This window comes from Collinsella aerofaciens ATCC 25986, assembly GCF_964237925.1.
Lineage (GTDB): Bacteria > Actinomycetota > Coriobacteriia > Coriobacteriales > Coriobacteriaceae > Collinsella > Collinsella aerofaciens_BJ.
In genome coordinates, this window is the sequence record NZ_CAXSKI010000001.1 from 38,034 (window position 1) to 64,846 (window position 26,813).

The following is a 26,813-nucleotide window of genomic DNA, read 5'->3' on the forward strand; positions in this document are numbered from 1 at the left end:
GCAATGCCAGCGAGCGGGCGCCAGAGCGAACAAATTGGCATGAAAAGAGGACGGCATAGACCTTCTGGTCATGCCGTCCTCTTTGAATGACAAGTTGTCGCTCTGGCGCCCGCGCAGCGTCGACTGGTCCGCCGTTCGTTAGAACGGCGGAACTGAGGGCAGCGTCGAGCCGTTACGCGGTTTGGTAAAACCGCGTAACTACCTAACTACATCAAGTTGCAAACAGCCGCCGCGAAGGCAACGGGGTCCTCGGGGAGGATACCCTCGACCAGCAGGGCCTGATCGTAGAGCAGACCAGAGTACTGCTTGATCTTGTCGGCGTCGCCTGCCTTCTGGGCAGCGACAAGCTTGTCAAAGACCGGGTGCTTGGCGTTGAGCTCGAGCACGCGCTGGCTCTTGGGCATGCCGTCGGGCGCGCCCTCGGGTCCCTTCTGGAGTACCTTCTCCATCTCAAGCGAAAGCGGACCCTCGGTGGTGATGCAAGCGGGGGCATCGGTCAGGCGCGCGGAGACGGCAACTTTCTCGACCTTGTCACCGAGTGCCTCTTTCATAGCGCTAAAGAGGTCCTCGTTCTCCTTGGTGGCGTCCTCGGCCTCCTTCTTCTCATCCTCGGTCGCCAGGTCAAGATCACCGGTCGCGACGTTCTTGAGCTCCAGATGACGATCCTCGACCTCGGGCTCGGCACCGTCGGCCACAGCCTTCTCGGCAGCCTCGCGGGCAGCATCGTCCTCGTAGATCTTGGGCATATCGGCGGCAACGTACTCACGCATGGCCTGGAAGGTAAACTCATCCACGTCCTGCGTCAGAAGCAGCACGTCATAGCCGCGGTCGAGCACGCCCTTTACCACGGGCATCTTGGCCAAGCGCTCGCGCGAATCGCCGGCGGCGTAGTAGATGGCCTTCTGATCCTCGGGCATGCCCTTGGCATACTCGGCCAGTGTAATCATCTTCTGTTCCTTGGCAGACCAGAACAGCAACAGGTCGGCGAGCTCATCGGCCTTCATGCCATAGCTCGAGTAGATGCCGTACTTAAGGCCGCGGCCAAAGTTCTCAAAGAACTTCTCGTAGGCCTCGCGGTCGTTGTCACGCATATCCTCAAGGTCAGCGGTGATCTTCTTTTCCACACGCTTGGCGATGGCCTTGAGCTGACGGTTCTGCTGCAGCGTCTCACGCGAGATGTTGAGCGACACGTCGGCGGAATCCACGACGCCGCGGACAAAGTTGTAGTAGTCGGGCAGCAGGTCGTCGCACTTCTCCATGATCAGGACATTGGAGCTGTAGAGCGCCAGACCCTTCTCGTAATCCTTGCTGTACAGATCGAACGGCGCGCGGCCCGGCACAAACAGCAGGGCGTCATACTCGAGCGTGCCCTCGGCATGGAAGCTGATGGTGCGCGCAGGATCGTCAAAGTCGTGGAACGTGGACTTGTAGAACTCGTCGTAGTCCTTCTGCTCGACATCGGAGCTGCGCTTTTTCCAGATCGGCGTCATGGAGTTGACGGTCTCGAGCTCCTGGTAGTCCTCGTACTCGGGCGTGTAGTCATCGCCAGCATCCTCGGGCTTGGGCTTCTGGCGGCTCTTGGACACCATCATCTGGATCGGGTAACGCACATAGTTACTGTACTGCTGAATTAGGCTCTTGAGGCCCCACTCGGTCAGGAAGCGATCGTAGGTCTCGGCCTCGCCGTCGGCATCGAGCTTCTCGTTCTCGCGCAGCGTCAGGATGACATCGGTACCGTGCTCGGCACGCTCGCCGTCCTCGATGGTGTAGCCCTCAAGACCGTCGGATTCCCACACATGGGCGACATCCGCGCCGTAGGCGCGGCTGACGACCTTCACATGGCTGGCGACCATAAAAGCCGAGTAGAAGCCCACGCCAAACTGGCCGATGATGTCGACATCCGAACCCTGCTGCTCGGCGTTCTCGGTCTTAAACTCCTCGGAGCCGGAATGGGCGATGGTGCCCAGATTGCGCTCGAGCTCCTCGGCGGTCATGCCAATGCCGTTATCCGAGATGGTAATGGTGCGGGCGTCTTTATCAAAGGAGACGCGAATGGCCAGGTCGCCCTGGTCGATCTTGACGCTCGGGTCCTGCAGGCTCTTAAAGTTGAGCTTGTCGACGGCGTCGCTCGCGTTAGAGATAAGCTCGCGCAGGAAGATTTCTTTATTGGTGTAGATGGAGTTGATCATGAGGTCGAGCAGTTTTTTGCTCTCGGTCTTAAATTGACGCATGTGCAGTCCTTTCGCGCTACCCCTGTCCGCAAAAACGGCTCGGTCGCCCGAGCCGCATCGCAGACCTGCTATGTTCAGACTTAGATTTTATAACCCATTAACGCGCATATATACATACGGAATCGAAAAACTGTATGTCCGAGCGCTCTGATGCGCCAATTGCCAAGGAGTGTCCCAAACTGCCGGCAGGAAAGGAACGTTCCTATCTGCCATCTACGCGCTTGGCCATCCAGGCATGAGGCTGGCCCTCGTCTTCGTAGTCCACCGGGGCAATCTGCGTGTAGCCCGCCTTGGCATAGAGCGGCAGCACGTATTCCTGAGCATGCAGCTTAATGAGCTTGGCGCCGGCATCACGCGCGCACGTATCACTGGCCTCGACAATCTTGCTCGCCAAACCGCGACGGCGCATGCTCGGCAGCACGGCCACGCGCCCCATAATGTAGGTCTCCCCCGCCGCGACACCTTCGTCCAAGTCGCACGCCGGCGACACCGGAGCCTCTGCGTCAGCCGCGCGCTCAAGCTCTTCGGGAAACACGCGCGAGCAACCGGCAAGCTCGCCGTCTACATAGAGCGTCACATGAATGCAGTTCGGATCCTCGTCGATAGCGTCGAACTCATTCTCGTAGCCCTGCTCGTCCATAAAAATGACGCGGCGCACCAACGCCGCGTCATCAAAGCATCCCGTCTTAAGTTGGATATCCATGGCTGCCCTTTCATTCAATGCGAACGTTAGGGACAGATTTTAGCGAAAATGAGCTCCGCGCACGCTAAACTTCGCGCGAGCCTTCGCCAGGCAATCGTAATGACCCACGTTATGGGCATCGCTCGCGATGAAGCTGTACAGGTTCTGATCGAACAGGCGCTGTGCCGGCTTTTTCTCGCGACCAAAGCGACCGCCGGCAATAAAGTCTGCCGAAGCCTGCAGCTTGCAGCCCATATCGACCAGGCGCTCCGCCACGCTTACATCCTTTTGAACCGCACGATAGCGCTCAGGATGAGCGATGATCACCTGGTAGCCACGGCACTGCAAATCGTAAATCGTGTTCTCGTACTCTCTAAACGCATACGCATCGGCATGCGTCGAAAGCTCGAGCAGAAACTCGTTGGTCCCATCGAAATGCAAGTGCTCCGCGGCATCGATACCAAGCTCAACGAGCTTTCGATGGTTGACCTCGAAGCCCATCTGGAGCGGAAAACCGTCAGCGTTATCGCGCAGCAGCTCAAAGGCATCCCACATCTTGTCGTAATCAAAATAGGGATCACGGCAGTGAGGAGTGCAAACAATTCTGGTTACACCAGCCCGCTTGGCAGCCTCGAGCATCGCCAAGCTCTCATCGAGATCGGCGGCGCCGTCGTCTACACCCGGCAAGATATGGCAATGAATGTCACGCATAGGTCAGCCTTAATCAACTAAACGTTTGCTCGGTTGGTGAAGATGCCCTTTTTGGAAGTCCCCTGATCGTCGGAGCCCTTCTTCACCTTCTTACCGTCCTTGGTGTAGTAGGAGTAGTAGTACTCGCTGGTCTCGGTCTCGCAGTAGTTCATAACGGTACCGATGAGCTTGACCTTCTCGGACTTTTTAAGCTGACCGATGGCGTTGAGCGCCTCCTCGCGCTTGGTGAAATCCTCACGCACCACGAACAGCGTGCCGTCGGTCAGGCTGGCAATCTCGGCAGCATCGATGAAGGTGCCGACCGGGGGAGCATCAAAGATGACGTACTGGAACTTGGCGGACAGCGCCTTTACCAGCTTGGCAAAGCGGTGAGAGACGATGATGTCGGCAGGATTGGGAATATGCGGCTCGGCATCGAGGAAGTAGAAGTTCTTCTGACCCGTCTCGACAATTGCCTGGTCAATGGAGATCTGCTCGGAAAGGACCGCATAGAGTCCGCCGCGCGAACGAACGCCGAGCATATCGGAAAGGGACCTGCGGCGCATATCGGCCTCGACCAGAAGCACGGACTTGCCGCTCGTGGCGATTGCCTGAGCAAGGTTAATGGAAACCGTAGACTTGCCCTCGTTGGGAATCGAGGAGGTAACGGTGATGGTGCGGATGGGGTCGTCCACGCTCGCAAAGCGGATGTTGGCCAGAAGGGTCTTGGCGGCATTCTGTACAACGAGCTTGTCGGTGTTCTTTGCCTTAGCCATGCCTATTTACCACCTTTCATAGCCGGAATTCGGCCAACAACGGGAATGCCCAGGAGCTCTTCTGCCTCTTCGGCACCGCGGATGCGGGTATTGAGCATGTCTGCCAAAACGACATAGGCGACTGCGATAAAGATACCGGCGAGGAACGCGACGGCAATATACAGCGTGCGCTTGGGGCCGCTGGGGGCTTCGGGGGTCTTAGCCTCGTCGATAACGTTGATGCTCTGGGCAGCGCCGACGTTCTGAGCGACCGTACTCACCGAGCTGGCCATGGCCTTTGCGACCTTAGCCGTCTCCTTGGCATCGGTGCCGGTAACCGAAAGCGTAATGACACGCGTGGTGGTCTCGGAGGAAACAGACACCTTGTAGTCATCCAGATCGGTGAGGCCCAGTTCATTGGCTGCGCCGCTCTTAACGCTATCGCTATCCAGCAGCGTGGCGATATCGTTGGAAAGCATCTGACTCGCCGAGAGATCGTTGTAGCTCATCTGACCGCTATCGTCGGTCTTGGCGAGAATGTACATGCTCGTCGTCGCGGTATAGGTGTTGTCCATCGCAACGAAGGACACGATGCCCATGGCGATCGCGCAGACCACCGGAAGGGTGATGACCAGCTGAAGGTGCTTCTTCAGCAGCTGGAACAGTTCGAGAAGGGTCATGCAGCTTGCCTTTCATTTCCCCAGTTCGGATTGACAAAACTGTCCGTATGTTATCGCATCTTTTTACCGAGACCAAACTCTATACATAAGAAACAGGCTCTCCTGTAAAAATGTCGGAAGCAATCGTAAAATTGCACAACAACGCCGCACCCGAAAGTCAAATGCGGCGTCTGCATCAATATCTATGTTGTATCGCTATGCGAATGGCTCGTCCTGCCGTATGGGAAACGTCACCGTAATGGTGGTTCCCACGCCCAACTCGCTCGACAGATCGAGCGTGGCGTGATGATACAGGGCCGCATGCTTGACAATTGCAAGCCCCAGACCGGTTCCGCCGCGCGCCTTGGACCTACTCTTGTCCACGCGATAGAACCGCTCAAATACCTTGCCCTGTTCTTCAGGCGCGATACCGATTCCCGTGTCGGCGACCGCAAGGAACGGATGGCCTTCGTCGTTGGTGCCGCACTGCAGCGTAACCGCACCGCCGGGTCGATTGTAGCGGATGGCGTTGCTCGCCAGATTATAGATGAGCTCGTCAATCAAGCGCGACACGCCTTCGATGACCACAGGCTTGGTCTCATGACTTATCGTCACATTCGCCTGACGGGCGACCTGTTCAAGACGCTGCTCAACCGCGTAGATGGCACGCGAGAGCTCAATAGGCTCCGTGGAACCAATGGGCACCGCCTCGCCCTCAGTTGCACGCTCGGCCTCGTCCAAGTTAGACAGCGTAAGGATATCGTTGACAAGCGCTGCCAAGCGGCCCGCCTCACGATAGATGCGACCGCCAAAGTTGCGCAGGTCGCCCTCGCCCTCGACCATGCCGTTTGCGATGAGCTCGGCATAGCCCGAAATCGCCGTAAGCGGCGTCTTGAGCTCATGGGTGATATTCGCCGTGAACTCGCGGCGCATACGGTCGTTGTCCGCTAGCACCGCCATTTGGCGCTTGAGTTCCTGGCGCTGCGACTCGATACGCTCAAGCATGGGGACCATCTCGGCATAGGCGTGCTCATAGCTACGGCGTGGGTGGTCCAAATCCACCTCTTGCAACGGCGCGATGATGGCACGGGACTCGCGGCGCGCCATAAAAAACGAGAGTACCGCACCCGCTGCTGCGATAAGCAGCATCGGCGCCACCATCGACAGCAAAATCGCCGTAACGCCAGGCTGGGCCTGCGCCAAGCGGACAACCTGGCCGTTATCAAGGGCGACGGCGCGATACAGCATAATCTCGTCGAGCGTAGAGCTTGCGCGCTCCGCGGAACCCAAACCACTCTCAAAGGCCTCGATGACCTCGGGGCGATCGCCATGGTTGGGCAGTGTGGAAGGCGACGCCTCGTTGTCGTAGGCAACCGATCCATCCTTGTTAATCAGCGTGATTCGCAAGTCCTCGCGATCAAGGCTACGCAAGAACGGGATGGGCTCCTGCTGTTCGTCGAGAGCGGCAGCAATGAGCTCGGTTTCCTGCGCCAGATTGGTACTCGTGGCATCCGCCAAGGTGTTTTGCACAAAGAACGCACCCAGCACCGTAAACGCCACGATAACCGCCATGGCGCAGACAAAGATCGTCACAAAAACGCGGTGCGACAGCGTATGTTTTCCCTGGGGGGCGAAGACCACGGGTTACTCCTCCGATGCGGTGGCCGCGGTGTCGTCACCTTCGGCACCATCACCGGCAGAAGGCTCGGCCAAGCGGTAGCCCACGCCGCGCACGGTCTCGATGGCGCTGGCATGCTCGCCCAGTTTTTGGCGAAGCGTCTGCACGTGCACGTCAACGGTGCGCGAACCGCCGTCGAAGTCCCAGCCCCACACGCTCTGCAGCAACGACTCGCGGGTAAAGACCACGCCGGGCTTGCGCATGAGGTACTCGAGCAGGTCGAACTCGCGCAGGGTGAGCTTAAGCGGCTCGCCGGCAACGGTCACCTCGCGATGGCTGGGCGAGAGCACGATGTCGCCCACGCTGAGCACATCGCTCGCCTGCTTGACCATGCCGCCGCGACGCAGCAGTGCGCGGCAGCGGCTCGCAAGCTCCATGAGCGAAAACGGCTTAGTCAGGTAATCGTCGGCACCGCCATCGAGCGCCATCACCTTGTCGAGCTCGGTATCCTTGGCGGTAAGCATCATGATGGGCACCGTCGCCGTCAGGCGATCGGCACGCAGTCGACGCATAATCGCCAAGCCATCGGTATCGGGCAGCATGATGTCGAGCAGGACGGCATCGGGTACCCGTCGCGCCACGGCAGCCTTAAACTCACCGTCGCACGAAAAGCCTTCGGCCTCAATCCCCTGCTTGCGCAGTGCATAGACCGTCAAATCCCTGATGTTGTCATCGTCCTCGACGTAATAGATCATGTTGAACCCCTTTGCGGCCGGCATGACCGCATCTTAACCCTAAAGGTACCTTTACTAGATGGTATCAGCCAAAACGTCCCGTCAAATAATCCGCCGTGCGCGGATCGGTCGGATTCTTGAAGAGTTGCGCGGTGGGCGCGTGCTCCACCAGCTCACCCAGCAAAAAGAATGCGACCGAATCGGAGATACGCGCCGCCTGCTGCATATTGTGCGTAACGACCACGAGCGTGCAGGTCTCTTTGAGCTCGCAGGCCAGCTGCTCCACCACCAGCGTCGACACAGGGTCGAGTGCCGAGGTCGGCTCGTCCATCAGCAGAATGTCGGGCTGCACGGCAAGTGCGCGGGCGATGCACAGACGCTGCTGCTGGCCGCCCGAAAGGCCCAGACCCGACTCTTTGAGCTTGTCCTTGACCTCATCCCATAGCGCAGCGCGACGAAGGGAGTCCTCGACCAGCTCATCCAGCGCAGCGCGATCGCGCACACCCATACCGCGCGGACCATACGCGACGTTGTCGTAGATGCTCATGGGAAACGGGTTGGGGCGCTGGAACACCATGCCCACGCGCTGGCGAAGGCGGCAGATGTCGTAGTCGCCCAGGATATCTTGACCATCGAGCGCAATCTTGCCCTCGATGCGGCAATCCTTGATGCCGTCGTTCATGCGGTTAAAGCAGCGCAGCAACGTGGACTTTCCGCAGCCCGAAGGCCCGATGAACGAGGTGATCTGCTTGTCGCGGATCTTGATATTCACGTCCTTGAGCGCATGGTGGTCGCCATAGAACAGGTCGAGGCCCTCGACATCGATACGCGTCGGCGAGGCGGCAAGATCCTCTGCCGTGGGGCGAGTCGCATCCCCAACCTCGCGCTCGCGCGCGGCCTCGGCCTGCGCTTTCATGAGTTCTTCAAGCTCCGTGGGCTCCACAGCCGCAGCAGCCGTCATACCGCATACCTCCACATCGATATCAATTCAGCAGTATCGATAGTAGGAATCGCGGCTCATATGCACGTGAGCGCATTGTCAAGTGTTTGTAAGGGCACACTGGCTATGCGGCGGGCAGCTCGATGGTGAATATCGTGTGTTCGGGCGTCGATTCACATGCAACGGTACCGCCGTGCGCGCATACGATCTCCTTGGCGATGGCAAGCCCCAGTCCAGCGCCGCCGCGATTGGTCGCACGCGCCGCATCCAGGCGATAGAACTTCTCAAAGATCACCTTGAGCTTTGCCTCAGGGATGGGATCGCCCTGATTGATAAAGCGCACGCGCACGCCACCGCCGTCCCGGCGTCTGGCCTCGATCGTGATGGTCGAGCCCTCATAGCTATAGGCAATAGCGTTTTTCATGATGTTGTTGAACACGCGAGCCATTTTGTCGCCATCCACGAGCACCGTCAGGTCCTCGCGAATATCAACTTGGACTTCCTTATGCTGCTCGTTGAGGATGGGATAGAACTCGTCAGCCACCTGAGCCAGCAGCAACCCCAGATCAACATAGCCGCGCGTGAGCACGATATCGTGGAAGTCAAAGCGCGTGATATCGAAGAACTCTTCGATGAGCGCATCGAGCCGGTGCGCCTTGTCGAGCGCCACGCCCGTAAAGTGCGCACGTTGCTCAACCGGCAGCTCGGGAGCCTCTTGCAGCAGCGAAAGATAGCCCACCACACTGGCAAGCGGGGTGCGTAGGTCATGTGCCAAGTACGTGACCAGATCGTCCTTGCGATGCGACTCGTCACGCAGAGCTTGCTGCACCTTGCGCTCACGGTCACGCACGCGGTTAAGGGCGCCCTCGACCTCCAAGAAGTCGCCGTCGATGTTATCCCAGGTGTCGGGGTGATCGATCAGGCGATCTTGAATACGAGCGGCCAGCACACAATCGGCATGCTGCTCGCCCTGCTCGTAGCCCTGGTAGTACAGGGCGCGGCCGCACAAGAACAGCACGCACACGGCAAGTGCCAGCACAAAGCCAAGCATGTTGAATACAAAGCCGGCATCGAACAGCACCGGCCCTTCGAAGCCGCCGAGCGCCATGGCGCCGATCGCCAACATCATGGCCCACGCGGCGCCGCCAATCACCACGCAGCGGCGCACGATCTCAAATCGATCGATCAGCAAAAAGCCGACAAGCAGCACCGCCAAGATTCCAGCGATGTTATCAATGCCAATCAGCAGCAAGGTCAACAAAAAGAGCAGCACCGTTGCAAGTGCGCGGTTGTCGACGACTGACCTCACGTATTCAAAGAGTCGATCGGGCACCTCGAACGCTTGCCTATCGTCTTTTGTCATATCAAGATCCTCACAAGCGAAAAGCGTTATTCGATGATGTAGCCGACGCCCCAGACGTTTTTGATAAAGCGCGGCTTTTGTGCGTCGTCGCCGATCTTTTCGCGCAAGTGGCGAATGTGCACCATCACCGTATTGTTGGAGCCGGGCATAAAGTCCTCGTTCCATACCGCGCGGAACAGGTCCTCCACGGCCACCACGCTGCCGCGATGCTCGACCAGATACAGCAAGATTGAATACTCGGTGGGTGTGAGGCGTACCGGTGCACCGTCCACCGTTACGGAACGAGCATCGCGGTTGATCTCCAAGCCGTCGAGCTGAATGGTCGGCGACTCGGCCGCCTGCGCACGGCTACCGTAGCTGGTGTAGCGGCGAAGCTGAGCGTGCACACGCGCGATGAGCTCCAGCGGGCGGAACGGCTTAACCACGTAATCGTCCGCACCAAGCGAAAGGCCCTCGATCTTGTCTTGCTGGGCATCGCGCGCCGTCAGCATGATCACAGGATAGGTATGGCTGGAACGGATCGTACGCAGCAGCTCAAATCCATCGATATCGGGCAGCATGACATCCAGCAGCGCCAAATCGAACTCCTGCTCCAAGATTGCCTTGGCAGCATCGGCCCCGCTATAGGCAATCTGGACATCAAAGCCCTCTTTTGTAAGGTAGATACCAACCAAGTCGGCGATGGCCTTCTCGTCATCAACTACCAGTATGCGCTCGTTCATGCGTGCTCCTCTCGCGCTCCATTATGCCCGAGGCGACGCACGCCACACACAACAAGCGTGGGTGATTAAGTCGGCCTTAAGCACCCTTGTGCCCGTTCGGGTGCGGATGTGGGCCACGCACGCACGCGATGATCGCCGACGCCGGCAAACGATATACTCTAGTTCCAGAAGAGACCATCCCGTCGAAAGCGAAATCCGTGAAGTCCCTCACCCCTTTTGCAAAGCGCTCAGCCCAGCTTGCCGCCGGCTTTGTCTGCGCTATCGCCCTTGCCGCTGGCGTGCCCACCGTCGCCGGCGCCCAAGTGCTCACGACCGACAATGTTTGCGGCAAAACCGCCGATGTGCGCGGTATCACGGCCGAAAACCTGCCCGATATCGATGCGACCAATGCCCTCGTCATGGGCAAAGACGGCACCGTCTACTATGCCCGCGACGCCGATGAGCAGGTCAAGATTGCCTCAATCACCAAGGTCATGACCGCAATCCTAACCGTCGAGAATTGCAAGATGGACGAGAAGGTCACGGTGAGCAACGCCGCAGCCACCGTGGGCAATTCGACCGCCGGCTTGCTCGAAGGCGACAAGCTTACCGTGGAGCAGGCGCTGCGCGGCCTGATGATTCCCTCGGGCAACGACGCCGCCATCGTGCTCGCCGAATATGTGGGCAAGAAGATCGACCCTAAGACCAAAGACGCCGAGGCCACATTTGTGAAGGCCATGAACGAGCGCGCTAAGAAGCTCGGCTGCACCGGTACGCTTTTTGAAAACCCGCATGGTCTGGACTTTGATGAGTGGGCTGGCGATATGCACTCAACCGCACACGACGTAGCGCTGATGATGCAGGAGGCCATGAAAAACGACACGATCCGCGAGGTCGTAGCGAGCGAGGATTCCTGGATCGAGGTCACGGGCGCCGACGGCACCGACCATTCGCATTCCATGGACACGCATAACTATTTGCTGGGCCAAGATGGCAACATCGGTGGCAAGACCGGCACCACCGATGATGCAGGCTATTGCTTTACGGGTGCCTACAACCGCGATGGCGACGAGATCTACACCATCGTTTTGAACTCCACCACCACCGACCAGCGCTTTACCGATACCGCAACCCTTGCCAATTGGTACTACGGTCACAAGGTGACGGTCGCAATCGCCAACACGCAGGAAAAGACCGCCAACGGCAACCCGCTTATGGCACGCATTAGCCAGACAGATTGGACGGATAAGACAATCGACGCCACGCTCGCCGATCCCACGGCGCAAGCGACCGTGTTTTCCCTTGCCGGCGAGGTGACCGAAAAGGTTAGCTACGACGATCTTTCGGGCACGGTGCATGTGGGCGACAAGGTGGGCAGCGTTACGCTCAAGCAGGACGGCACCAAGGTCGCCGTCATGGACCTGGTTGCCGACGAGGAAGGCACAGGGCCGAATCCCATTGAATGGCTCCTTGTGAAGCTCGACCGCCTGGGCCGCCGCATCGACAACCGCCCACTTGCGGCAGAGAGCGAGACCGTCGCCAAGGCTCCTGAGATGTAGAGCGCAAGAATAATCAGCCCACTGAAAGGAAGCGTCCGAAAGGATGCCTCTTTTTTTGAGGGTTCGAATCCCCAGTTAACATTCTTCTAATTAAAAAAGGGCCCCAAATGGGACCCTTCTTTCATGTCATACTGGCGGAGAGCTGGGGATGTCCGGGCATGCTACGCATGCCCTCCGGCTTCAAAGCCTGGCGGCTTTTCGCCCACGGGCTACAAACGCTTTCGCGTTTGCTTAACGCCCGTGCCCTCTCGGGTTCGAATCCCCAGCGCCCTTTCTCGATAATAAAAAAGGGCCCCCGATGGGACCCTTCTTTAAAGTTAAACTGGCGGAGAGCTGGGGATTCGAACCCCAGATGCCCTTTTGGGGCATACTCGCTTAGCAGGCGAGCACCTTCGGCCTCTCGGTCAGCTCTCCGTAACAGCCGTTCTATAGTAACCAAACAGCCAAGGATGGGCAAGAGGAAATTTTCTAATTGCCTAGCATCCTTTCCTCCTTGGAAGCTTCACCTACCCCAGCGAGCGGTTGAGGGAGCCGAGCTCGTCGTTACCCATGGTACGCCACATTTGGAAGATGCAACCGCGCGCCAGGAAAAAGAAGCCGTTGTCGACCAGTTGCACAGCGGCATCTGCCAGCTGATTCGTCACGGCGGACACTGGCGGCAGCTCAAGTCCAGCCTTGCGGATGGTCTCGACCGCCTCCTCGAACGTCGGAGGCTCGCTGACGCCCATCTCGTTCATAAGGCCCTGCATTTCTTCCAGCGCGCTGCTGCCCGACTCCTCGCCGCGCGGCACCAGACGGTAACAAGCCAGCGCCAGGTCGAGCTGATCGCAATTCCAATAGGCAAACGCCAAGCGATAGAACAGGTAGCCGATTGCAGAACGATCGCTGGCAATACGTAGGCCGTGGCGCGCCACCTCGATAATCTCGTCAAAGCGCTCCAGACGCGCAAGCACGTTGATGAGCGCAAAGTGCGATTGCATGGACGAACGCGCCAGATCGTAAAGATGGCGCACCTCGGGCAGCGCTCGTTCAAAGTCCTCTTGCTCGGCGTAAAAACTGCAGATCTCGTGCTGGGCAAAGTACAGTGCATCGGGCGCACGAAGGATCCGCACAGAGCGGTCTTCTTCCAACACCGGTAGCACCATGCGCACCAGCTGGTTATCGCAAAACTGCGTTTGAACCGGACCTGTCGCCAAAAGCTCGGCGACAGTGCACTTAGCCTCCAACTCCTCGACAAGACGGGAAAAGCCTTCAAAAGCACCTGTACGGTCGACTTTTACCTGCTCGCGCAATTCAACAACACGGGCCACGTATGGGTCGTCGTCCTCTTCCATGACCTCCAACTCGTCAGCCGTATCGGCAAGTAGCAGATCGCGCAGCGCCGGCGGCAGCGTGCGATGGTCATCACGCGGACGAGCATGAACCTCCGCAGGCTCAATCGTCTCCGGAGCGGTTGACTCATACGCCTCAAGCACACGCTTGCACGGCATATCGTCCATGTCCATGCTCTCAAGATCCTTGGCGACAGACACGCAATCGGCCAGATAGGCCGCGCGCCCAAAGAAATACGTTGTGACAACGCGCTCGCCCTGTTCACTGTCGGGAGCAGCAATCTGCACACAGCAGCGCGTGATGCAGGTGCCCGCGGCAAAACACGCTGCCGCAAGCGTGAGTGCCACGCGCGCATCGTGCTCCGCGGCCCAGATCGCGCGCGTGTCCTCGTCCAGCTCGCGCCAGGCGTCATCCTGAGCGTCGTATTCACGTTGCGGCATGGCATCAACGACAGACTGCCCAAACCGAACGAGCATAATCCCCTCGGCAACGTTTGCCCGATAGGTATAGTCGAGCCGCGTGACCACGTTGAGCGCCTCAACGATTCGCGCAAAACGGGTGCGCACGTCCCACTCGCCGCCCGGCTGGCAAGCCACCGTACCCGGCTTGCCCCACGGGTTATCGCTCGAAGCCGTATCGAGCAGTCGGGGAACATCGTTGGTCGTCTTGGCGATATGCCACGCATCAAAGAGCGCGCAGCCCTCAAGGCTCGGCGAGGATGCCGTAGGGACCAATCCGGCCCCGATGCGCTCAAGGATGCCGGAGAGGCGGTTGAGACGGCACTCGACGGCAAGCAGCATGTCAATCTCGTCCTGGTCCAGCAGGCTACGATCAAAATTGAGATAGAAAATCTTTGAGCGATCAATGCGAGCCAGGCTCATCTCGGACTTGGCAGCGATGGTGCGCAGGCGGGGCAAGTCAATTTCGCTCATAAGGGCGGCGGCATAGCGCTCGATACCGCTCGGATTCTCGGCATGGTCAACGCGGTAAAGCAGCGTCTCGATAGCATCGGGGAGCGGTGCCGTGTTAAAGCCCAAAAACACCTCGACCGGCTCGGGCAACTTTACGAGCTTGATCTTGTCGACTACGTTTTGCATACCCTCGTCGAGTCCGCCGGCGTCCGCCGTGTTCACAATAGCGCTTTCGGAGTTGGCAAATATCACGTAGCGCAAGAACATCGAGGCCATGAACTCGCCGTAAGGAAGGGCGCGGGTCGAATTCCATGTCTCGTGGTCGGACTGCTCGCGCATGGGGCCTTCGGGAGAGCCGGCAGTTTGCGCACACGCGCGCATTGCACCGTTGGCTTCCCTTACCATAATCTCACCAATACTGGAATCCGACTCGTCAAGGACCAGTTCCATGTCGGGATCGTTGGGCAGCGGAGCCTCGCTGACGGGGCGGTCCACCTTGTACACCTCACCCGAAACGCTTACGTAGCCCAAAAGCGACACATGACTTTTGCCAACGAACTCGACGACATAACAAGATTCATGCTGATCCTCGCCAAAGAGTTTCCAGACCACGCCATATGAGCGTCCCGCAGGCTGCTCGGGCATCGCCGGAAAGCGCTTCTTGGGATCGAGAAACCTGAGCTTGTATGTCGGACGCTCTGCCACGAAATATCACCCTGATCGGTCGTTGAGAGAAAGAGTGGTCGCGGATGGGCCGCGACACCTACTCGGAATCTTACACGAGTCGACAGGAAATCGTCCCTTTGGACGAAAGCACTCAAGCTGGTGCAAAAGAAAAGCCCCCGTTGCCGGGAGCTTTAATCTCAAATGGTGCGGCGTATAGGATTCCGCGCATCCGCTGCGCGGATCCGCACCGGCTTCGCCCGCCTGCCGGCGCGCTCGCCCGCGGGCTAAAAACGCTCCGCGTTTTCTTCACGCCCGCGCCTCGACCGAGGTTCGAATCCATGCAGTGCTTACGTAAAAGAAAAGCCCCCGTTGCCGGGAGCTTTAATCTCAAATGGTGCGGCGTATAGGATTCGAACCTATGACGTTCTGATTCGTAGTCAGACCCTCTATCCAGCTGAGGTAACGCCGCGACTTGTTGATTATTATGCACATCGACTGAATAAAGGTCAAGCATTTTTCGAAAAAAGTTATCGAATTTGATTTTTACTCATTTAGACCACTTGATGCGATCTTCGACGCATCGCGATATAAGAAAAGCTCCCGTTGCCGGGAGCTTTAAAATCAATTGGTGCGGCGTATAGGATTCCGCGCATCCGCTGCGCGGATCCGCACCGGCTTCGCCCGCCTGCCGGCGGACTCGCCCGCTCGCTAAAAACGCTCCGCGTTTTCTTGACGCTCGCGCCTCGAACGAGGTTCGAATCTCCGCAATGCCCCCGTAAAGGAAAAGCCCCCGTTTCCGGAGGCTTAAAACTCAATTGGTGCGGCGTATAGGATTCGAACCTATGACGTTCTGATTCGTAGTCAGACCCTCTATCCAGCTGAGGTAACGCCGCAACGCACGGATTATTATGCACGTGACCCCTCGATGGGTCAAGCGACAATTTGGAAAAATTTTACGAAGTGATGATTAAGATGCTCGCACCTCGACCGAGGTTCGAATCCGTGCGGTGCCGGCGTAAAAGAAAAGCCCCCGTTGCCGGAGGCTTTCGATTTCAATTGGTGCGGCGTATAGGATTCCGCGCATCCGCTTCGCGGATCCGCACCGGCTTCGCCCGCCTGCCGGCGGACTCGCCCGCGGGCTGAAAACGCTCCGCGTTTTTTGACGCCCGCGCCTCGACCGAGGTTCGAATCCATGCGGTGCCGGCGTAAAAGAAAAGCCCCCGTTGCCGGAGGCTTCAAGTTCGATTGGTGCGGCGTATAGGATTCGAACCTATGACGTTCTGATTCGTAGTCAGACCCTCTATCCAGCTGAGGTAACGCCGCAGCGCAAGACATATAAAACCACTTTAGCTTATTGGAGTCAAGCTCAATCTCAAACTTTTTTGTGAAACGCAGTTTTGTCATGCTGCTCCGCATATACCGCTGTTCCCCGTACGATCGATTGGCTTTTCGATCACGTCGAACTTGGCATCAAGTTCCCTCAGGAGCGATCTCACCCGCTGGGCACAATCATAATCGGCAAACGAGATACTCAGCATGCGCGCGACCTGGTTGGAAGTCCCAACTCCATAGAATTGCTCCAGCGCCACAAGCCCCTCGTGCGCCACAAACGTCTCGACCACATGCGGCGACTCCTCAAAGCACCATTGTGTCAACGGACCCTCACTCGTCTGCCGAACCACCAGGCCGCCCATGCCAGACGGCTCACACGTTACAAGCAGGTACTCCCCGCCCTCGTCGCTCTCAAACAAAACCACCCGATCATCAAACAGCTCCATCGCGTCCCCTTTCTCTCGCTCTTATTTAGCAAAAGCATAGCAGGTAGATGGCTGTATACAGAACAGTTGTTCGTGTGTTTTCTATTGAGCTGTCCGCACGGCATGGTATGGACCTGCGCACGAAATAGGGCGCCCCCGAAGGAGCGCCCTTGCATATCCCCTATGCAGGCAAGTTACGCGACCGGCTCGATCTTCTCGAGGCCGCCCATGTAGGGACGCAAAACCTCGGGAATCGTGATGGTGCCGTCGGCGTTCTGGTAGTTCTCCAGAATAGCAGCCATGGTACGACCAGCCGGCAGGCCGGAACCGTTAAGGGTGTGCAGGTAGCGCGAACCCTTGAAGTTCTCGGGGTCGCGATACTTGATGTTGGCACGACGGGCCTGGAAGTCGCCGCAATTGGAGCAGGAGCTGATCTCCTTGTAGGCGTTGTAGCTCGGCAGCCAAACCTCGACGTCGTAGGTCTGACGGGCAGAGAAGCCCAGGTCGCCGGTGCACAGGCTAATCACGCGATACGGCAGGCCCAGCTGCTGCAGCAGGTACTCGGCCTCGGCGGTCATGCTCTCGAGCTCCTCGTCGGACTCCTCCGGCTTGGCAAACTTGACCATCTCAACTTTGTCGAACTCGTGCTGGCGAATGATGCCGCGGGTGTCGCGACCGGCGGAGCCAGCCTCCTCACGAAAGCAGGGGGTGAAGGCAGTGTAGCGGCGCGGCAGGGTGTCGGCGTCGAGGACCTCGCCGGCGTGCAGGTTGGTAAGCACGACCTCGGCGGTGGGGATCAGGAAGTTATCGCCCGAGACGTGATAGGCGTCGTCCTCGAACTTGGGCAGCTGGCCCGTACCGAACATGGTCTGACGCTTGACGACGATGGGCGGCCACCACTCCTTGAAGCCACGGCTCGTATGCGTGTCCAGGAAGAAGTTAATCAGAGCGCGCTCCAGGCGGGCACCGGCGCCACCGAGAACGGTGAAGCGGCTGCCGGAGAGCTTGTTGCCACGCTCGAAGTCGAGGATGTCCAGATCGGTGCCCAGATCCCAGTGCGGCTTAAAGTCGAAGTCGAACTCGCGCGGGGTGCCCCAGCGGCGACGCTCGATGTTCTCGTCCTCGTCCTTACCGTACGGGGTAGCCTCGCACGGAATGTTGGGTAGGTGAGACATGAAGTCGTACTGCTCCTGCTCGAGAGCGGTACGGCGCTCGGCCAGACCGTCGATCTTCTCGTTGACGGAGCGCACGGCCTCCTTGGCGGCCTCGGCCTCGTCCTTCTTGCCCTCCTTCATCAGGGCGCCAATCTTCTTGGACTCGGCGTTACGCGTGGCCTGGAGCTCCTCGACCTCGGTGATGACGGCACGGCGCTCGTCGTCGAGCTCAAAGAACTTCTCGCGATCCCAAGACGTCTGGCGATTTGCCATGGCGGTATCGATGGCATCGGGGTTCTCGCGAACAAACTTGATATCAAGCATTAGATCCTCCGGCGATATACATTCCATTTAGGTTGCAACCTTGTACATGTATGGGCAAGTATATACTTATGAGCGTTTACGACCCAACTCAACTACGCAAGAAGGCACCCAATGGACGCAGTTTTTTCCTTTTTGTTTGGCACCCGCACCGGTTTTGCCATTCTTTTCGCCGGCGGCATCCTGCTGTTTGCGATTCTTGCCTTTGTAATGGAGAAGCGCACCCATAAGATGTATGTCGACCGCGGTCCCAAGTCCGAGGATGAGGAAGACAGCTTCTGGGACTAACCTGCCAAAAAGAGACAGGCTTATTTTGGTCGGTTTTATCTGGGCAAACGCAAGCGCCCCGCAACTGGAATTGAGCCAGTTGCGGGGCGCTTTTTGCTATAGAGATAAAACCGCAGGAAAAACCTGCCAAAATAAACCTGTCCCTAAATGGAAGGTTTTACTGGAGAGTAGCGTCGATGGCCTTGACTAGGGCGCTGCGCATGCCGGCGTCCTCGAGCGCGACGACGCCCTTGATTGTAGCACCGCCGGGCGAGCACACGGCATCCTTCATCGCTGCGGGATGCTGACCAGTTGCAAGCTGCAACTTTGCCGTACCCAGCACCATTTGGCTCACAATGCGATAGGCATCGGCGCGCGGAATACCGTGTTTGACGGCCGCATCGCCCAGAGCCTCGATCGCCATGGCGACAAACGCCGGGGCGCAACCGCCCACGGTACCGCCCACAAACAGCAGGCTCGAATCGAGCTCGACCACCGTGCCAAGCTTTCCGAGCAGATCGAGCACCGTGGCACGCTGCTCATCGCTAAGCGTGGAAGCCTTCTCGCAGGCGATAACGCCCTCGCCCACCGAAACCGGCGTGTTGGGCACCGTCGAGATATGAGCGACACCTGGCAGGACCTGTTCCCACTTGGCGCTATCCCAGGTCCAGGCGACCGAAAGGACGGCCTTGCCGGCAAGCGCATCCTTGAGTGGAGCGAAGACCCTCTCAATCATGTACGGCTTGACCGCCGCAACCACGATATCGGACGCGGCAACAACCTCCGTCGCATCGTGGCAGGCAGCCATGCCCCGCTCCTCGCAACGCTCAACCAGAGCATCGTAGCGGCCTGCGCAGGCGCACATGTCGCCCGCGGCCACGCCGGCGGCAATCCAGCCATCGGCCATAGCGCTCGCCATATTGCCAAAACCGACAAATCCGATCTTCATATCACACAGTCCTCTCAGATGCGTTCCTCAAAACGAAAGTCATTGTCCCACGCCATTGTTTCGTATTGCCGACCTACTTGTGATACGGCTCGCCACGGCTAATCTTGCAGGCGCGGTAAATCTGCTCCAGCAGCACCACGCGCGCCAGGTTGTGCGGCAAGGTAATGCGCCCAAAGCTGAGCATCTCGTCGGCGCGGGCGCGCACGGCATCGCTCACGCCATCCGATCCGCCAATTACAAAAGCGATGTCGCTGTTGCCTCGCAGCATGAGGTCATCGAGACGGGTCGAGAGCTCCTCGCTCGAACGCTCCTTGCCCTCGATAGCCAGCAGAATCACATGTGCCCGCAGTGGCAGGGCAGCAAGAATCGCCGCGCCTTCTTTGTTGCGCGCGACATCCACACCGCCCGCCTTGGCCGGATCGATATCGGCCACCTCGCGGATATCCACCTTTGCATAGGCACCTAGGCGCTTGGTGTACTCAGCGCACGCGTCCTTCCAAAAGCGCTCCTTGAGCTTACCGACGCAAACGACGGTGTATTTCACGCGCGTCTACTCCTTCGAATCGTTTTGAACTTTGCCGGCGGTCAGCATCTGCTCGAACATCGAGGCCGACTGTGAGAAATCGCTCGGCAGCACGACCGTCGAGGTTTTGCCCGTGCGAGCGAACTCCGTCATCATCTCGGACCACTGCGTAAACATGAACAGCTGGTTGGCCTCATCGTTGCCGACGCCCGTCTCCTGGATAATCTCGAGCGAGTCCTTGATGCCCAGCGCGATGGCCTTGCGCTGGTTGGCGATGCCCTCGCCCGCCTTTTCCATCGCCTCAGCCTCGGCGGTCGCCTCGGTAACGCGCTTGATGCGATCGGCCTCGGCGAGCTCCTGCGCAGCGGCCCGCTTTCGCTGAGCGGCGTTGATGTCGTTCATGGAGTTCTCGACCTCGGTCGGCAGCGCGATCTTGGTGATAAGTGTCGACACGAGGGTGAAGCCGTAGGCGGCCATCTGCTCGGACACGGTGGCGTTGACGTCCTTGGCGATATCGTCTTTTTTGGCAAAGACCTCATCGAGCGTGTAGACGGGGATGGAAGAGCGCAGGGCATCGGTGATGAAGTCACGCATTTGGTCGACGGGCTCCTGCAGCATGTAGTAGCTCTTGTAGATACCCGAATCTGCCGGGCCGGCGCCCATGTCATAGCTCACGTGGTACTGAGCAGAGACCTCAAGACCGATGGTCACGTTGTCCTGGGTCTTAACGTCGATGCCGAAGCCGTTTTTCATGGTGCGCAGACTCACCGTGGCGGCCTTGCGGTCGATCACGGGTACCTTCATGTGGAAGCCCGCGTTGACGATGCGATTGAACTTGCCCAGGCGCTCGATGATCACAGCATGCTGCTGTTCAACGACATAGCAGGCGTTGGGGAGCAATAGCAACAAAAGGATGATGGGAAGTAGAAGGCTCGTAAGGGTAGCGATGATACCGGACAACAGCATGGTTTCTCCTCTGATAGGCACGCGTTGGGACTAGGATACCCGCACGAAGCAGCTGTGTGACACCAACAAGAGGACCCGTGGTCAAAAAAGGCCAAATATGAGTACTGTTACCAGTTTAGTAACAGCGTATTTGGGTCAAAATCGCCTCTTTGAACCCGAGGTCTATCGAATTTACTTCGTCTTGTCTCAAGATTGGGTCAAATTAGCGTACATCTGTTGCGCAAAATGAGCAAAAATGGCTTCGTGAAATGTCTCTATTTTCGTGCCAGTACTCATATTTGCCACTTTTTGACCACGGGGGCATCTACCGCGCGAAATCGATAGGTCAAATCTGCCAAAAACGGCCCATAACAAAAAAGCTCCCATTGCTGGGAGCTCTTTCATTTAATGGTGCGGGCGAAAGGACTTGAACCTTCATGGGGTTGCCCCCATACGGACCTGAACCGTACGCGTCTGCCAATTCCGCCACGCCCGCGTGCAGGAATTAGAATAACGGAGCGCCACCGCGAACGCAAGAACTATTTTTGAAAAAGTTTGCAGGCATTTTCCCAAGCGGCTTGCGCGATTGTTTCGGCGTCCTCACCTGTGCGATCGACACGGTCGTTAACCAGCGCGTTTGCCGTAATGGAGATCATTGCAGGCTCGCACTCAAGACCGCGGATGGGCTCCGGAGCCATATACGGGCAATCCGTCTCGAACAAAATTCGATCGAGTGAGGTTGCCGCAAATGCCTCGCGCACGTCGTCGTTGCGCTTAAAGGTGGCCGCGCCACCATAGGCGATATAGCAGCCCAGCTCCACAAAGCGCTCCATCGTGGCGCGGTCCTCGCCAAAGCAGTGCAGTACGCAACCGGCCTGGGGCACGTCGACCTCGCGCAACACGTTGTAGGCGTCCACATGCGAGGTGCGCTCCTCGTCCGTATCCTCATGACGCAGATGCAGCTCTACCGGCACATTGCGGCGTACGGCGACCTCGAGTTGGCGCGCCATACAGTCGATCTGCACGTCGTGGGGCGCCGGCGCGATATCGTCGTCGTAATCCATGTGGTAGTCCAGACCGATCTCGCCGATACCGGCGCACAAAGGGTCATCGAGTGCGGCAACGACCTGTGCGTGAACGTCGTCGGTATAGTCCGGCGCGCCATACGGATGCACGCCGGCAAGATACTTGATCTGCGGGATATCCTGCATCGGCAGAATTTCGCGCACGAGCCAGTCGCTATAGTCCGTCACGCTGCGTTTGTCAGCGATGGGGTCGAACATCGTCACCAACAGGTCGACGCCCGCGGCTTTGGCGCGCACGAGCGTCTCGGGCACTTCTTTGCCCCAAAACGAAAGCAGATGCGCATGCGTGTCGGCAAGCGGTGCCAAGGGCACGGGGCAGGCGACCGTCTTCTTTTTCTTGGTAAACGTCACGCGTGCGGCATTAGGCATCATGGATTAGCTCCCGGGCCAGACGGACAAAGTCGGCAACATCAAGCGTCTCGGCGCGCGTGGTGGGTGCGATACCGCAAGCCTCAAAGGCGGCATCGAGCACGTCCTTGGCAAAGCCGTTGGCGCTCATGGAATTGCGGATGGTCTTGCGACGCTGGGCAAATGCAGCATCAATCACGCGGGCCACAAATTCGCGATCGAGTCCTTCGGGCACCACGCCGTCAACACGGTCGATACGCACGACAGCCGAGTCAACGTGCGGCGCCGGCATAAAGCAACGCGGCGGAACCTCAAAGCGACCCGTAACCTGCGCATACAGGCCCAGCTTTGCCGTGTAGCCACCATAGGTCTTGTTACCCGGCACTGCGGCAATACGATCGGCAACCTCCTTTTGAACCATGACGACGGCGCGCTTGAGTGCAGGCATCGTCTGGAAGAACTGCAGGATGATCGTCGCCGCCACGTTATAGGGCAGGTTCGCGACAAACACCGTCGGCTCACCGCCCGCAGCCTGCTCAATCTGCTCCGGACCCACCTTGAGCGCGTCGCCCATGATAAAGCGGAAGTTGGCGTAGTCGGCGGCGTGGGCATCGAGCACCGGCTCGAGCTCGGGGTCGGCCTCGATCGACGTGACACACGCCGCCTCCTGCAGCAGCGCAAGCGTGAGCGTACCAACGCCCGGGCCAACCTCGAGCACGCGCTCATCGCCCGTGAGCTCGGAAAGCTCGCAGATACGCTCGATCACATGATTGTCGATTAGAAAGTTCTGGCCCAGGCGATGCTTGGTCGCAAGGCCAAACTCCTCCAGCAGCTCCCTGGTGGCCGTGGGGTTTGCCAAAGGCGAAGTTGTCATGGTTGCCTCCTTAGCATGATGGCGGCGTCTTGAAACAAAAGGGCATGGACCGTGGCGGCCATGCCCTTACAGCTAAACAGCAAATTGCCGATATGGCGCTCGCGCGGTCTCTACGCCAGACGCGGGAACAGCGGATCGCCCTTCTCGACGGGCTGACCGCCGGCAAGCAGGCCCCAAGTACAAATGCCCTTGAGGTCGTCGCTCGCGGCCTCGCCCTCACAGGACAGGCGGCGCAGGGCCTCGACAGAAGTCTGGGGCATGAGCGGCATCAGCAGGTGAGCGGCAATGCGGATGGCCTCGAGCAGGTTGTAGATCACAAATGCCAGCTCGTCAGCCTTGGCCTCGTCCTTGGCAAGCGCCCAGGGCTCGGAGTCCTCGATGTAGTGGTTGGCGGCATGGATGAGCTCCATGACCTCATCCTTGGCTCCGCCGTAATCGAGCACGTCCATCTTGGCCATGTAGCGCTCGACCAGGCCATCGGCGATCTTTGCCAGCGGGTTGTCGAACGCATCGAACGACGCGGGCTTGGCGGGCGCGCAACCGTCAAAGTACTTGCCGCTCATGTTGAGCGAACGCGAGATAAGGTTGCCCCAGCTGTTGGCCAGGTCGGCGTTGTAGACCTGCTCCATGCGATCGAAGCTGATGGCACCGTCGGTGCCGGGGACGACGTCGGTCATGAAGTAGTAGCGATAGCCCTCGACGCCCAGCATGTCGATAACGTCCTGCGGAGCGATGGCGTTGCCGCGGCTCTTGGACATCTTCTCGGCCTTGCCGGTCTCGGCATTGCGCACGGTCAGGAAGCCGTGGGCAAAGACGTGCTCGGGCAGGGCCTCGCCGATGGCCATGAGCATGGCGGGCCAAATGACGCAGTGGAAGCGGATGATGTCCTTACCCACGATGTGGAACTGCGCGGGCCAGCGATAGGCCAGCTCGGCACGCGCCTCGTCGGTGTCGACACCGTAGCCGACGGCCGTCATATAGTTGAGCAGCGCATCGAACCACACGTAGGTCACGTGACCCTCGTCAAACGGGACCTGAATGCCCCAGTCAAAGCTCGTACGGCTCACGGAAAGGTCATTAAGGCCGCCCTCGACAAAGCTACGTACCTCGTTCATGCGGAACGCAGGCTCGACAAAGTCGGGGTGCTCGTCGTAAAGCTTGAGCAGCTTATCCTGGAAAGCGGAAAGCTTAAAGAAGTAGGACTCCTCCTGCACGCGCTCAAGCGGACGGTGGCAGTCGGGGCACAGGTGCTGGCCGACGCTGCCGTACTCCTCGTCGCCCTTCTGGACCTGCGTATCGGTAAAGTAGGTCTCGTCAGGCACGCAATACCAGCCGTCGTAGCTGCCCTTATACAGGTAGCCGGACTCCTTCATGCGCTCCCACAGGTACTGCACGGCATGGTGCTGGCGCGGCTCGGTGGTGCGGATGAAGTCATCATTGGAAATCTCGAGCTTGCTCCAAAGCTCCTTGAAGTGCGGAGCCTGGCTATCGGTCCACTCCTGCGGCGTCATGTTGTGCTTGGCTGCGGCCTCGGCGACCTTCTCGCCGTGCTCGTCCATGCCGGTCAGGAACTTGACGTTATAGCCGGCGGAGCGACGATAGCGAGCCTGAACGTCGGCGATGATGGTGGAATAAGCCGTGCCCAGGTGCGGATCGGCGTTGACGTAGTAGATGGGCGTCGTGATAAAGAACGAAGGCTTGCTTTGATCCATGGGGTTTGTCCTCCAGAAAAACGTTGCATACAGGGGATGATTCTAGCGCAAGGGCTGGATATCCTCCATCTATTGCATATCGAGCACCATGGCATAGACATCGCGCTTGCGGCGCGAATACTTCTGAGACAGGCGCTTGGCCACCGCAGAGGCGGGCTCCCCCTCCTCGAGCGCGGCGCGGATATCCTCGCGCAGGGCCTCGTCGGGATCCGCTGCCGCGGCGCCAACCGGCACGATACCGGCCTCCTCATCCTCGCTCGGCGGCGCGATGACCAGCGCAATCTCGCCCTTTACCTCGCCGCGAGCACGCAGCTCCTCGGCAAGCTGAGCAGCGGGCCCGCGCAAGACCTCCTCGTGCAGCTTGGTGAGTTCGCGGCAGACGGCAACCTCACGCTGGGGAAAGGCCTCCGCCACGGCCTCGAGCGTCGCCACGATGCGATGTGGAGACTCGTAGAAGATGAGCGCGCCGGGCACCACGGCAAGGCGCTGCAGTCGGCGCACGCGGTCGCCGTGCTTGCGACCCAAAAAGCCTTCGAAGAAGAAATGCTCGCAGGGAATGCCGGACGAAACAAGCGCCGTGACGCAAGCAGAGGGCCCGGGAATAACTTCGACGGGCACATCGGCCTCACGCGCCGCCTCAACTAGCGCCTGGCCGGGATCGGACACGCTCGGCATGCCGGCGTCCGAGGCAAAGGCGAGGGTCTCCCCCGCCAGCAGACGGTCGACTAGGCCGGCGGCGCGGCTGGCGATCACATTCTCGTCGCAACGGACAAGCGGCTTGGAAATGCCCAGGTGCATCAGCAGCTTTGACGTCACACGCGTGTCTTCGCAGCAGATGGCATCGGCGGCGGCAAACGCCTCGCCAACGCGCGGGGACAGGTCGCCCAGGTTGCCGATGGGCGTGCCGACCACATAGAGTTTGCCCGTATGGGCGCTGTTTTGCGTCATATCAACCTATTCAATCATGCCGCGCTCGAGCGTACCGAGCGCCGCGCGGGCGTCCCATGCTGCAATGCGCTTCTCGGTCTTCCACGTTTGGAAGAACCAACCGGCAGCCGGCGCAAACGAAGCCAGCTGATTGGCGATAAACACGCGCTCGTAGGCATTGCGGCCCTCGGGCGTAACCGACGAGTTGGCAAAGATCGCCGCGCCCGACCATTCGCCCACCAGCACGGGGAACCCAGTCGAAATCGCTTCTTTGAGCTCGCGCTTGTTGCGCGAAATCGCCGTCGTCAGCCCGCGGGGGCTCGTGATATCGAGCGCATGCTCGTCACGGTAATGGTACAGGTGAAGGTCCATGTAGACGTTCTTATACTTGGCGTCGCGCATAAAATGCTTCCACTCGCTGGGATGCCCCGACGACGAGAAGACGACGATCTTATCCTCGGGCATATATGAACGGACGAGCTCATAGGCATCGCGATAGAAGTTGCGCAGGTAGTGCGCCGGAATGCCATCCGTCATGGTGAAGAGGCTCTTGCGGACACTCATCTGCGGCGTATCCAGCAGCTCAATGCCCAGCAGGCTCTCGGCCTCGCCGTAGCGATCGGCCAGGCGCTCGAGCACGTCGAGCGCAACATGACGGCCGTTGGTGGACGAATGCCACTCGGCAACAGCCTCTGGCGTGGCGGGCGAATCATTGGAATCGCCCTGGCCACCGGGCACAGTTGCTAGATCAAGCAGCACGCGGATGTCGTACTTGGCAGCCCACTCAATCGCACGGTCAATGTAGTCGACAACCGAGATGTAGGACGCATCGGACTCCTGCGAGCCAAAGGCATACCAGGGCACCGGCAGACGCACGGCATTGAGACCGATCTGCGCCATGCGACGGAAATCGTCCTCGCTCACAAACGTCTCGTAATGACGGCGCATGCGCTCGTTATAGGCGGCGGTGCCCATGGCCTCCTGCAGCTCGGCCGCGTTGGATGCACCGGTCGCCGCGTATAGCGACGGGGTCACCCAAGGCTCGGGAATAAACCAGCCAGAGAGATTAACGCCGAGTATCCTCTCCATCACTGCCCCCTTCGGATCGTG

Annotated in this window: 23 protein-coding genes and 5 tRNA genes; 2 read left to right on the forward strand and 26 right to left on the reverse strand. The window is 59.0% G+C overall.

The window, feature by feature from the left end:
* Positions 1–206 precede the first annotated feature (206 nt).
* The 10 genes from htpG to ACESWY_RS00185 form a co-directional block, all read right to left on the reverse strand.
* Positions 207–2,231 (reverse strand): molecular chaperone HtpG, encoded by a 2,025-nt coding sequence (gene htpG / locus ACESWY_RS00140; RefSeq protein ID WP_373092910.1) that lies wholly within the window; start codon positions 2,229–2,231, stop codon positions 207–209.
* Between the two features lie 202 nt (positions 2,232–2,433).
* Complete coding sequence (locus tag ACESWY_RS00145; RefSeq protein ID WP_099432637.1) at positions 2,434–2,934, reverse strand: GNAT family N-acetyltransferase; 501 nt, start codon at positions 2,932–2,934, stop codon at positions 2,434–2,436.
* A 39-nt stretch (positions 2,935–2,973) separates the two neighbouring features.
* Entirely contained in the window at positions 2,974–3,624 is a 651-nt protein-coding gene (locus ACESWY_RS00150) for a tyrosine-protein phosphatase (RefSeq protein ID WP_022094060.1), read from the reverse strand.
* Positions 3,625–3,641: 17 nt separating this feature from the next.
* Positions 3,642–4,379: a CpsD/CapB family tyrosine-protein kinase gene (locus ACESWY_RS00155; RefSeq protein WP_055309657.1), complete on the reverse strand. Its 738-nt coding sequence runs from the start codon at positions 4,377–4,379 to the stop codon at positions 3,642–3,644.
* A gap of 2 nt (positions 4,380–4,381) precedes the next feature.
* Entirely contained in the window at positions 4,382–5,038 is a 657-nt protein-coding gene (locus tag ACESWY_RS00160) for a YveK family protein (RefSeq protein WP_055309656.1), read from the reverse strand.
* Positions 5,039–5,233: 195 nt separating this feature from the next.
* On the reverse strand, positions 5,234–6,658 hold the full coding sequence (locus tag ACESWY_RS00165) for a sensor histidine kinase (protein ID WP_250786884.1): 1,425 nt from the start codon (positions 6,656–6,658) through the stop codon (positions 5,234–5,236).
* 3 nt (positions 6,659–6,661) lie between these two features.
* Positions 6,662–7,390: a response regulator transcription factor gene (locus tag ACESWY_RS00170; protein WP_089572665.1), complete on the reverse strand. Its 729-nt coding sequence runs from the start codon at positions 7,388–7,390 to the stop codon at positions 6,662–6,664.
* 64 nt (positions 7,391–7,454) lie between these two features.
* Complete coding sequence (gene pstB, locus ACESWY_RS00175) at positions 7,455–8,330, reverse strand: phosphate ABC transporter ATP-binding protein PstB (protein WP_215694906.1); 876 nt, start codon at positions 8,328–8,330, stop codon at positions 7,455–7,457.
* Between the two features lie 103 nt (positions 8,331–8,433).
* Positions 8,434–9,672 carry a sensor histidine kinase gene (locus ACESWY_RS00180; protein WP_373092904.1) on the reverse strand — a complete coding sequence of 413 codons (1,239 nt, stop codon included), beginning with the start codon at positions 9,670–9,672 and terminating at the stop codon, positions 8,434–8,436.
* A 26-nt stretch (positions 9,673–9,698) separates the two neighbouring features.
* Complete coding sequence (locus ACESWY_RS00185; protein WP_250786886.1) at positions 9,699–10,394, reverse strand: response regulator transcription factor; 696 nt, start codon at positions 10,392–10,394, stop codon at positions 9,699–9,701.
* Between the two features lie 197 nt (positions 10,395–10,591).
* On the opposite strand from ACESWY_RS00185, the gene ACESWY_RS00190 reads away from it, so the two are divergent.
* Positions 10,592–11,932 carry a D-alanyl-D-alanine carboxypeptidase family protein gene (locus ACESWY_RS00190; RefSeq protein ID WP_250786887.1) on the forward strand — a complete coding sequence of 447 codons (1,341 nt, stop codon included), beginning with the start codon at positions 10,592–10,594 and terminating at the stop codon, positions 11,930–11,932.
* A gap of 323 nt (positions 11,933–12,255) precedes the next feature.
* On the opposite strand, the gene ACESWY_RS00195 is transcribed toward ACESWY_RS00190, so the two are convergent.
* From ACESWY_RS00195 to serS, 7 genes are all read right to left on the reverse strand, one after another.
* Positions 12,256–12,346: transfer RNA gene (locus ACESWY_RS00195), tRNA-Ser, on the reverse strand.
* 92 nt (positions 12,347–12,438) lie between these two features.
* A complete protein-coding gene (locus ACESWY_RS00200; protein ID WP_373092902.1) occupies positions 12,439–14,880 on the reverse strand; it encodes a tetratricopeptide repeat protein in 2,442 nt (813 codons plus the stop codon).
* A gap of 353 nt (positions 14,881–15,233) precedes the next feature.
* Positions 15,234–15,310: transfer RNA gene (locus tag ACESWY_RS00205), tRNA-Arg, on the reverse strand.
* Between the two features lie 347 nt (positions 15,311–15,657).
* A tRNA-Arg gene (locus tag ACESWY_RS00210) sits at positions 15,658–15,734 on the reverse strand.
* 353 nt (positions 15,735–16,087) lie between these two features.
* Positions 16,088–16,164 (reverse strand) — tRNA-Arg (locus ACESWY_RS00215).
* 77 nt (positions 16,165–16,241) lie between these two features.
* Positions 16,242–16,619, reverse strand: coding sequence for a hypothetical protein (locus ACESWY_RS00220; RefSeq protein WP_195239558.1), 378 nt, complete (start codon positions 16,617–16,619; stop codon positions 16,242–16,244).
* A gap of 173 nt (positions 16,620–16,792) precedes the next feature.
* Positions 16,793–18,076, reverse strand: a complete 1,284-nt coding sequence (gene serS / locus ACESWY_RS00225) for a serine--tRNA ligase (protein ID WP_373092900.1) — start codon at positions 18,074–18,076, stop codon at positions 16,793–16,795.
* A gap of 111 nt (positions 18,077–18,187) precedes the next feature.
* Here serS and ACESWY_RS00230 point away from each other — a divergent pair, with 111 nt between their 5' ends.
* Entirely contained in the window at positions 18,188–18,361 is a 174-nt protein-coding gene (locus tag ACESWY_RS00230; RefSeq protein ID WP_006235069.1) for a DUF6724 family protein, read from the forward strand.
* Positions 18,362–18,518: 157 nt separating this feature from the next.
* Here ACESWY_RS00230 and proC read toward each other — a convergent pair whose 3' ends face one another.
* The 9 genes from proC to ACESWY_RS00275 form a co-directional block, all read right to left on the reverse strand.
* The gene (gene proC / locus ACESWY_RS00235) at positions 18,519–19,289 is read right to left on the reverse strand and encodes a pyrroline-5-carboxylate reductase (protein WP_195239556.1); all 771 of its coding nucleotides are present in this window, start codon (positions 19,287–19,289) and stop codon (positions 18,519–18,521) included.
* 73 nt (positions 19,290–19,362) lie between these two features.
* Positions 19,363–19,833 (reverse strand): 23S rRNA (pseudouridine(1915)-N(3))-methyltransferase RlmH, encoded by a 471-nt coding sequence (rlmH, locus tag ACESWY_RS00240; RefSeq protein WP_195239555.1) that lies wholly within the window; start codon positions 19,831–19,833, stop codon positions 19,363–19,365.
* Between the two features lie 6 nt (positions 19,834–19,839).
* On the reverse strand, positions 19,840–20,778 hold the full coding sequence (locus ACESWY_RS00245; protein WP_195239554.1) for an SPFH domain-containing protein: 939 nt from the start codon (positions 20,776–20,778) through the stop codon (positions 19,840–19,842).
* Between the two features lie 388 nt (positions 20,779–21,166).
* Positions 21,167–21,253 (reverse strand) — tRNA-Leu (locus ACESWY_RS00250).
* A gap of 43 nt (positions 21,254–21,296) precedes the next feature.
* Complete coding sequence (locus ACESWY_RS00255) at positions 21,297–22,214, reverse strand: TatD family hydrolase (RefSeq protein WP_373092896.1); 918 nt, start codon at positions 22,212–22,214, stop codon at positions 21,297–21,299.
* A complete protein-coding gene (gene rsmA, locus ACESWY_RS00260; protein ID WP_138113982.1) occupies positions 22,204–23,064 on the reverse strand; it encodes a 16S rRNA (adenine(1518)-N(6)/adenine(1519)-N(6))-dimethyltransferase RsmA in 861 nt (286 codons plus the stop codon). Before rsmA ends, ACESWY_RS00255 begins: the two co-directional genes overlap by 11 nt.
* 110 nt (positions 23,065–23,174) lie before the next feature.
* Positions 23,175–24,776 (reverse strand): methionine--tRNA ligase, encoded by a 1,602-nt coding sequence (gene metG / locus ACESWY_RS00265; protein WP_138113980.1) that lies wholly within the window; start codon positions 24,774–24,776, stop codon positions 23,175–23,177.
* Positions 24,777–24,845: 69 nt separating this feature from the next.
* Positions 24,846–25,724, reverse strand: a complete 879-nt coding sequence (gene rsmI / locus ACESWY_RS00270; RefSeq protein WP_373092892.1) for a 16S rRNA (cytidine(1402)-2'-O)-methyltransferase — start codon at positions 25,722–25,724, stop codon at positions 24,846–24,848.
* A 6-nt stretch (positions 25,725–25,730) separates the two neighbouring features.
* Entirely contained in the window at positions 25,731–26,792 is a 1,062-nt protein-coding gene (locus tag ACESWY_RS00275; protein ID WP_138374421.1) for a glycoside hydrolase family 5 protein, read from the reverse strand.
* Between the last annotated feature and the right edge of the window lie 21 nt (positions 26,793–26,813).

Excerpts from the sequence above, each read along its gene's own strand:
- ACESWY_RS00145 (WP_099432637.1), bottom strand. The coding sequence starts at position 2,934 with ATGGATATCCAACTTAAGACGGGATGCTTTGATGACGCGGCGTTGGTG.
- rsmA (WP_138113982.1), bottom strand. The coding sequence starts at position 23,064 with ATGACAACTTCGCCTTTGGCAAACCCCACGGCCACCAGGGAGCTGCTG.
- metG (WP_138113980.1), bottom strand. The coding sequence starts at position 24,776 with ATGGATCAAAGCAAGCCTTCGTTCTTTATCACGACGCCCATCTACTAC.
- ACESWY_RS00230 (WP_006235069.1), top strand. The coding sequence starts at position 18,188 with ATGGACGCAGTTTTTTCCTTTTTGTTTGGCACCCGCACCGGTTTTGCC.
- htpG (WP_373092910.1), bottom strand. The coding sequence starts at position 2,231 with ATGCGTCAATTTAAGACCGAGAGCAAAAAACTGCTCGACCTCATGATC.
- ACESWY_RS00150 (WP_022094060.1), bottom strand. The coding sequence starts at position 3,624 with ATGCGTGACATTCATTGCCATATCTTGCCGGGTGTAGACGACGGCGCC.
- ACESWY_RS00245 (WP_195239554.1), bottom strand. The coding sequence starts at position 20,778 with ATGCTGTTGTCCGGTATCATCGCTACCCTTACGAGCCTTCTACTTCCC.
- serS (WP_373092900.1), bottom strand. The coding sequence starts at position 18,076 with ATGCTTGATATCAAGTTTGTTCGCGAGAACCCCGATGCCATCGATACC.
- ACESWY_RS00180 (WP_373092904.1), bottom strand. The coding sequence starts at position 9,672 with ATGACAAAAGACGATAGGCAAGCGTTCGAGGTGCCCGATCGACTCTTT.
- ACESWY_RS00170 (WP_089572665.1), bottom strand. The coding sequence starts at position 7,390 with ATGATCTATTACGTCGAGGACGATGACAACATCAGGGATTTGACGGTC.
- ACESWY_RS00255 (WP_373092896.1), bottom strand. The coding sequence starts at position 22,214 with ATGATGCCTAATGCCGCACGCGTGACGTTTACCAAGAAAAAGAAGACG.
- ACESWY_RS00160 (WP_055309656.1), bottom strand. The coding sequence starts at position 5,038 with ATGACCCTTCTCGAACTGTTCCAGCTGCTGAAGAAGCACCTTCAGCTG.
- ACESWY_RS00220 (WP_195239558.1), bottom strand. The coding sequence starts at position 16,619 with ATGGAGCTGTTTGATGATCGGGTGGTTTTGTTTGAGAGCGACGAGGGC.
- proC (WP_195239556.1), bottom strand. The coding sequence starts at position 19,289 with ATGAAGATCGGATTTGTCGGTTTTGGCAATATGGCGAGCGCTATGGCC.
- ACESWY_RS00185 (WP_250786886.1), bottom strand. The coding sequence starts at position 10,394 with ATGAACGAGCGCATACTGGTAGTTGATGACGAGAAGGCCATCGCCGAC.
- ACESWY_RS00275 (WP_138374421.1), bottom strand. The coding sequence starts at position 26,792 with ATGGAGAGGATACTCGGCGTTAATCTCTCTGGCTGGTTTATTCCCGAG.
- ACESWY_RS00155 (WP_055309657.1), bottom strand. The coding sequence starts at position 4,379 with ATGGCTAAGGCAAAGAACACCGACAAGCTCGTTGTACAGAATGCCGCC.
- pstB (WP_215694906.1), bottom strand. The coding sequence starts at position 8,330 with ATGACGGCTGCTGCGGCTGTGGAGCCCACGGAGCTTGAAGAACTCATG.
- rsmI (WP_373092892.1), bottom strand. The coding sequence starts at position 25,724 with ATGACGCAAAACAGCGCCCATACGGGCAAACTCTATGTGGTCGGCACG.